This window comes from Pseudomonas sp. Larv2_ips (genome assembly GCF_963879675.1).
Lineage (GTDB): Bacteria > Pseudomonadota > Gammaproteobacteria > Pseudomonadales > Pseudomonadaceae > Aquipseudomonas.
Genome location: NZ_CAWOAW010000010.1, coordinates 65279 through 65678 on the forward strand (window position 1 = coordinate 65279; position 400 = coordinate 65678).

Genomic DNA, 400 nt, shown 5'->3' on the forward strand with positions numbered 1-400 from the left:
ATCAAAAGCACAGCAACGCGCTTCTATCTGATGCACAGAGATCCAAAATGTGGGAGCGGGCTTGCTCGCGAAGGCGGCGTGTCAGCTACACATGAGTTGACTGATCCACCGCCTTCGCGAGCAAGCCCGCTCCCACAAGTTGACCGAGTCCAGCCTCCACCACCGCACTGCTTTTGCTTTTCTGTGGGAGCTGGCTTGCCTGCGATGCAGACACCTCGGTGTATCAGGCACAACCAGTTGATGCCATCGCAGGCAAGCCAGCTCCCACCTTTGATTGAGTTCAGCCTTCAAGATCAGGTCGGCTGTCAGGCCGCCTCGCTTGCGCTTTTGATCTAACCACTCAGGTCGGCTACTAGGCCGCCGTGCTGTAGATCTTGATCTTGATCTTAGGCGCCCCGTT